This window comes from Vibrio sp. 1CM23M, assembly GCF_023161755.1.
Lineage (GTDB): Bacteria > Pseudomonadota > Gammaproteobacteria > Enterobacterales > Vibrionaceae > Vibrio > Vibrio coralliirubri.
This window is the reverse complement of record NZ_JALNTR010000020.1, coordinates 1-6,140: the sequence shown is the minus strand read 5'-3', so window position 1 is coordinate 6,140 and position 6,140 is coordinate 1. Positions and strand designations below refer to the sequence as shown.

Here is a 6,140-nt window from a genome sequence, read left to right as displayed (position 1 = left end):
ACCGGCCTGTCACGCCGGGGGTCGCGGGTTCGAGTCCCGTCCACTCCGCCACTTATTAGAGAAGCCCTGCTAGCAATAGCAGGGCTTTTTTACATTTGAAGAAAAGTGTTTTCTCCTCAATTAATGATGGTATTAAACGCTCTCATTACTTCGATACATATTAGAAAGCCTAGTCTGACGACTAGGCTTTCGTCGTTTGCGGCGTATGTGTTTTGGATTTTAGTAGCAGATCCTTATCGCTAGCTATGAAGTACTTCTCTATATATCGGGAGGTGCTGCTTGGGAATATAGGTGGTTACTTCTAACTCAGGTAGTTAAGTTAAAATAGGACAGAGTATCAAATTGGGAGATTCTGAGTGCTTTCTATGTGAGATACACTAACACGCTCATACCTCGTTGTAGGCTATACGAACGTTATTGCTTTTAATACGTAGAGGGTAATTATCGATTATTTTGGTATTTGTTTAATCGTTCTCTGTACCTGGTCCACGTATCTGGAACTCTTAGACTGACTAAGGAAAGGTACGATGTTTAATACTTCCAGCCATCACAATCACAATGAATAAATAGAGATGTTGACTTGGAATGACCATTAAGCAAACCTATCTCGCTATCTCGCTATCTCGCTATCTCGCTATCTCGCTATCTCGCTATCTCGCTATCTCGCTATCTCGCTATCTCGTAGATACAAAAACGCCTAGCGTTTGCTAGGCGTTGATAAATAGTGTTTTGATACACCACTACAGTATTTGTTTGAGTACTCTGTCGGCTTTTACACGAGTGATCTTACGAATCAACTTCTGAACTTCCATCGGGTAGCTCTCTACCTTGTCTAACTGCTTATAAGTACAGATAAGCTGAGTGTGTTGAAGGATATTATCCACTTCAGCTTGGAACTTATCAGTTAGGTGATGGTAGTTATCTTGGATAAAGATACCGTTCTCTAGGTCCAGCTTCCATGCGCGTGGGTTTAGGTTATTACCTGTTAGTAGCATATAGCGCTTATCTACCCAAATGCCCTTTAGGTGGAAGCTATTGGAATCGTGTTGCCAAAGTCGAATTGATAGATTACGGCTAGCAATATGAGCTTCATTCGCTTTAGCGAAACGGCGTAAGTTCAGTTCGTAAAGGTATGGCAAACCACCAATCGTTTTAAATTCTTCTTCTGGTGAGATAAAGAAATCATTTGCTGTCTTATCGCCAACAACAATGCTGACCTTTACGCCACGCTTAAGCGCTTTCTTCACTTCTTTAGCTAGGCTAGGTGGGAAGTTGAAGTAAGGTGTGCAGATAAAGATTTCATCTTTAGCTTGAGCGACGAGTTGATTGATACCTTGATTCAGACGGTTACGTCTTTTACCGATACCAACCAATGGTGTTACAGCCACTTGGTCTGCTGAAACCTCTTGCCCTTCGAATTGATACTGAGATCTAGCTAATGATGCACGAAACTGACGAATCGCTGGTTTCAGTTCTTTGGTCGCAGGCTTGTTCTTATCAGCCAGGTCATAAACAGCGCTGTCCGCAATCATCTGTTCGTGTACGTAGGTAAACATTGAGTCAGCAAGAGCCGCGTTGTTTAAAACGTGGTAACGATCAAAGCGATAGCGATCATGGTAATTCAGGTAGATATTGTTAAGGCTTGCACCGCTGTATATCACGCTGTCATCGACGATAAAGCCTTTTAAGTGCAATACGCCAAAGACTTCTTTGCCACGAACGGGAATGCCGTAGACAGGCACAGAATGCTGATATTTTTCTGCAAACTCTTTATACATGGCTGCATTGCCTTCAGAAGACTCTGCACCAATCAATCCACGCTGCGCTCGGTGCCAATCGACACAAACGCTCACGTCTAATTCTGGATTCTTTTGCTTTGCTTCATATAAGGCAGTTAGGATCTCACGGCCAGCCTCATCATCTTCAAGGTACAAAGCGACTAAACTAATACGAGTCGTTGCGCGAGATATCTCATCAAGTAGGCGAGTTCGAAACTCTTGCGCTGATAGTAGTACTTCAAACTTGTCAGGATTCTGCGCTATGGTTGGCAACTGTATGAATGGATTCCTACTGGCAATCATATTGACTGTTTTACCTTAAAAATATGCAAAATTGCGAACCTTTAATTTTACCAAAGGGATAGCACCAAATACTAGATAATCGAGGCATTCTCTAACAAATTTGCTGATAATGCATAGGAATGAGATCTTTTCCGCTATTCGAATAGCGCTCGTATAAAACTCTTAAACCATTTGGTAGATCTTTAGGGTCTACTTGTACGAATTTGTGTCGCGCATAAAAATTGGTGAGATGAGCGTAAGCAAAGCAGTAATCGTCTTCAGAAAGCGTATGTTGCGCACAATAATCCATAAGCTGGGAGCCTAATTGCTGACCGCGATGTTGTTTTGATATCGCCATTCCAGTAAGTAAACGATTATTTTCTATTGTACGAAAACGCACGACACCGCACAGCTCGTTATCCAGCAATAACGAGTAGATCAGTTCACTCTTATTCGCTTTTCCCGTTGGGTAGTGTTCTTTATAGAAACGTTTAACTAGGGGAACCTTTACTGGGTCTAATTGAGTAATGATGACATTGTTCATTCAGTCACTGCGCCATTGGTTTATCTGCTGTAGAATGACCGCAGTGTAAGTTAATTGAATATCGCCATGCAATTCCATCTCAATGCTAGTTTAAAAAATGTTCATACTTTTTCTATCGATCAGACGTGTGATGCGTTGGTTGAAGTCACCACTACCGAAGAACTGATTTCGCTTTACAAAGACCCTAAATGGTCAGCTTTGCCTAAGTTAATACTGGGTAAGGGCAGTAATATGCTTTTTACCGAGCACTTCGCTGGCCTGGTCATCGTGAATAAATTAGCCGGGATTGAGCTGGCCGAGACGGACAGTCATCACCTACTGCATGTAAGTGGTGGCGAGGATTGGCCAAGCTTGGTTGAGTGGAGTGTAGATAAAGGGCTGGGTGGTCTAGAAAACCTAGCAATGATACCCGGCTGTTCCGGCTCTGCTCCGATTCAAAATATTGGTGCGTATGGAGTTGAGCTGCAAGACGTATGCGAGTATGTCGATATCCTGTGTCTGGATACCTATACAGTTAAGCGATTAAGCAAAGAAGAGTGTCTCTTTGGTTACCGAGATTCTATTTTCAAACATGCTCTCTACGGTAAAGCGATTGTTGTTGCGATTGGTTTAACGTTGCCTAAAGAGTGGGAGCCATGTAATCACTATGGTCCGTTGAAAAGCCTAGCAGCCGATAGTCTTTCTCCTCGTACTATATTTGATGAAGTGTGTGCTATCCGTTCAAGTAAGCTGCCAGACCCTAGAGTACAAGGGAATGCGGGCAGCTTCTTCAAAAACCCTGTGATCACCAAAGATCATTTTGATCGCCTATTGGCTCTATACCCAAACATTGTCGGTTATGAGAGTAATGACATGATCAAAGTCGCTGCTGGTTGGCTGATTGATCAATGCCAGTTCAAGGGCGTGATAGAAGGTGGTGCCCAGGTTCACCCCAATCAAGCATTGGTTATCATCAATTATGATAAGGCTTCTGCTGTGGATATCCTTAAGCTTGCAGAGCGAGTGCGTCAGTCCGTCTTGAATAAATTCGATATTCGATTGGAACATGAAGTACGTTTTATAGGGCGAGACCGCGAGACAAACCTAGATAAGGCCTTGGAGTCACTGACATGAGAGAGCACAGTACCAAGCTAGCGCTATTGAGATGTCTTGCTGACGGTGAGTTTCATTCAGGTGAAGACCTAGGTGAAATGATAGGTGTATCACGAGCGGCTATCAGTAAGCACATTAAAGGTATTCAAGAGTGGGGTTTAGATATCTACCGAGTACAAGGCAAGGGCTACAAGCTAGCAAGCTGTTTAGATATGCTTGACCAAGAAAAATTGTCTGCAGTTAGTCGCGATGCTTCTCTTGAGCTCATTCCAATCATAGGTTCTACAAACCAGCATCTATTAGAGCGAACTAACACCCTCGAATCGGGTTCTGTTTGTATTGCTGAATATCAAGCTGCAGGACGTGGGCGCCGTGGACGAGAGTGGGTATCGCCATTCGGTGCAAACCTCTATCTTTCAATGTATTGGAGACTCGACGCAGGGATGGCTGCCGCAATGGGCTTAAGCCTTGTGGTTGGTGTCGCTGTTGTTGAAGCTTTGGAAGAAATGGGCGTAGAAGGTGTAAAGCTTAAATGGCCGAACGACCTTTACCACAATGATAAGAAGCTTGCAGGTATCTTGGTCGAGCTGTCAGGACAGTCTGGTGGCGCTGCGCATATTGTGATTGGTTTAGGGTTAAACCTATCCATGGATCCGACAACATCAGGTATCGGCCAGCCATGGACTTCTCTTAAAGAAGTGTGTGATGGGAAGGTGCCTGACCGTAATCAGTTAGCGCAGGCTCTGATCAATGCCTGGGATAAATCTCTTGTCGATTATGAGCAGAAAGGGATGTCCAATTTTGTAGAGCGTTGGAACCGCTTAGATAATTTCTTAGGCCGCAATGTTAGGTTGATCATTGGACCTAGAGAAATTGAAGGTGTTGTTCAAGGCATCGATGAACAAGGTGCTGTATTACTCAAAACTGAGAATGGTGTCGAGAGCTATATTGGCGGAGAGATATCGCTAAGAAAAGGCGATTAAGGCGTTACTACTTTCTTAGTAATACTTCTTCAACCATATGATCGGCGCCTTTACGTAGAATCAAGTGAGCCCTTTCTCGTGTAGGAAGAATATTTTGTTCTAGGTTCAAGCCATTAATTGAACTCCAGATACCTTCAGCTTTATCCAATGCGGCTTGGTTCGATAATTTCGTGTAATGACTAAAGTAAGAGCCAGGCTTAGTAAACGCGCCATCGCGGAACTTCATAAAACGATTGACGTACCACTCTTTAATTTGCTGGCTATCCGCATCGACATAGAGTGAAAAATCAAGGAAGTCTGAAATAAACACACGATGTGGTTCGTGTGGATAATTCATTCCAGTTTGTAAAACATTAAGCCCTTCAATAATAAGTACATCTGGTAGGTCGACGCACTTAACATCATCAGTAATGTTGTAAGTTAGGTGTGAGTATACAGGTGCAGTGACATTTCGTTTGCACGCCTTCACATCCGAGACAAAGTTCACTAGACGCTTGATGTCGTAAGACTCAGGGAAGCCTTTCTTACTCATCAACCCTTTCTCTTCTAACACTTCATTCGGATACAAAAAGCCATCGGTTGTTACTAACTCAACCTTAGGATGGTTTTCCCAACGAGAGAGTAGGGCTTTAAGCAGACGGGCAGTGGTACTTTTGCCAACGGCTACGCTACCCGCAATACCGATGATAAAAGGTGGCGCTTTTTCTTTCTTATCTAGAAATTGGTGGAGTACCGAGTTTCTATTCTGTCTGGCTGCCACATAGAGGTTCAATAGACGAGATAACGGTAGATAGATCTCTACTGCCTCTTCCATTGTGAGCTTTTCATTGATGCCTTGAAGCTCCTTTAAGTCGCTCTCAGAAAGTGTCATCGGAACTAAATTCCTTAGCTCAGACCAACGTTCGCGGTCAAATGACATAAATGGGCTCATACAAAACTCTATAGTGGATAACAAAACAAGTGCATGGAAAATACATCAAGCGATAGATAAATAAAATATCTTCCTGTACTAGATGCGGGTTAAAGACGTAAACCTTGAGCTAAATAGCCGTATGTAGGAGTTTGGTGAGAGAATTTTGCACTTTTTTTCAATTTCCTATTGCAAGGTGGAAAATCATTCAATAAAATGCGCCCCACTTGTGCCGACTTAGCTCAGTAGGTAGAGCAACTGACTTGTAATCAGTAGGTCACCAGTTCGATTCCGGTAGTCGGCACCACTTTCTCCCTTCCTTTAAGGCAAGCGAGAGAAAGCTCAAAATTTGGAGAGGTTCCCGAGTGGCCAAAGGGAGCAGACTGTAAATCTGTTGGCACTGCCTTCGATGGTTCGAATCCGTCCCTCTCCACCATATTCTAAAGGTTAAATAGCTCAAACAGAGTTACGTGTTGCGTGCATCGTATAATGGCTATTACCTCAGCCTTCCAAGCTGATGATGCGGGTTCGATTCCCGCTGCACGCTCCAA

Annotated in this window: 5 protein-coding genes and 3 tRNA genes; 5 read left to right on the top strand and 3 right to left on the bottom strand. The window is 43.4% G+C overall.

Going from position 1 to position 6,140, the window contains the following annotated elements; translation table 11 throughout:
* Positions 1-740 precede the first annotated feature (740 nt).
* Both pssA and MSG35_RS23910 read right to left on the bottom strand, forming a co-directional pair.
* Entirely contained in the window at positions 741-2,081 is a 1,341-nt protein-coding gene (gene pssA / locus MSG35_RS23915; protein ID WP_248385187.1) for a CDP-diacylglycerol--serine O-phosphatidyltransferase, read from the bottom strand.
* Positions 2,082-2,172: 91 nt separating this feature from the next.
* Positions 2,173-2,604 (bottom strand): GNAT family N-acetyltransferase, encoded by a 432-nt coding sequence (locus MSG35_RS23910; protein WP_059022223.1) that lies wholly within the window; start codon positions 2,602-2,604, stop codon positions 2,173-2,175.
* Between the two features lie 66 nt (positions 2,605-2,670).
* Here MSG35_RS23910 and murB point away from each other — a divergent pair, with 66 nt between their 5' ends.
* Together murB and birA are read left to right on the top strand one after the other, a co-directional pair.
* Entirely contained in the window at positions 2,671-3,717 is a 1,047-nt protein-coding gene (murB, locus tag MSG35_RS23905) for a UDP-N-acetylmuramate dehydrogenase (RefSeq protein ID WP_248385185.1), read from the top strand.
* Positions 3,714-4,679 carry a bifunctional biotin--[acetyl-CoA-carboxylase] ligase/biotin operon repressor BirA gene (gene birA / locus MSG35_RS23900; RefSeq protein WP_248385182.1) on the top strand — a complete coding sequence of 322 codons (966 nt, stop codon included), beginning with the start codon at positions 3,714-3,716 and terminating at the stop codon, positions 4,677-4,679. The genes murB and birA overlap by 4 nt, the downstream gene beginning before the upstream one ends.
* A 7-nt stretch (positions 4,680-4,686) precedes the next feature.
* On the opposite strand, the gene coaA is transcribed toward birA, so the two are convergent.
* A complete protein-coding gene (gene coaA / locus MSG35_RS23895) occupies positions 4,687-5,610 on the bottom strand; it encodes a type I pantothenate kinase (RefSeq protein WP_017066910.1) in 924 nt (307 codons plus the stop codon).
* 210 nt (positions 5,611-5,820) lie between these two features.
* On the opposite strand from coaA, the gene MSG35_RS23890 reads away from it, so the two are divergent.
* The 3 genes from MSG35_RS23890 (at position 5,821) to MSG35_RS23880 (ending at position 6,139) form a co-directional block, all read left to right on the top strand.
* Positions 5,821-5,896: transfer RNA gene (locus tag MSG35_RS23890), tRNA-Thr, on the top strand.
* Positions 5,897-5,940: 44 nt separating this feature from the next.
* A tRNA-Tyr gene (locus MSG35_RS23885) sits at positions 5,941-6,025 on the top strand.
* Positions 6,026-6,064: 39 nt separating this feature from the next.
* Positions 6,065-6,139 (top strand) — tRNA-Gly (locus MSG35_RS23880).
* The last annotated feature ends 1 nt before the right edge of the window (position 6,140 follow it).

Excerpts from the sequence above, each read along its gene's own strand:
- coaA (WP_017066910.1), bottom strand. The coding sequence starts at position 5,610 with ATGAGCCCATTTATGTCATTTGACCGCGAACGTTGGTCTGAGCTAAGG.
- MSG35_RS23910 (WP_059022223.1), bottom strand. The coding sequence starts at position 2,604 with ATGAACAATGTCATCATTACTCAATTAGACCCAGTAAAGGTTCCCCTA.
- birA (WP_248385182.1), top strand. The coding sequence starts at position 3,714 with ATGAGAGAGCACAGTACCAAGCTAGCGCTATTGAGATGTCTTGCTGAC.
- pssA (WP_248385187.1), bottom strand. The coding sequence starts at position 2,081 with ATGATTGCCAGTAGGAATCCATTCATACAGTTGCCAACCATAGCGCAG.
- murB (WP_248385185.1), top strand. The coding sequence starts at position 2,671 with ATGCAATTCCATCTCAATGCTAGTTTAAAAAATGTTCATACTTTTTCT.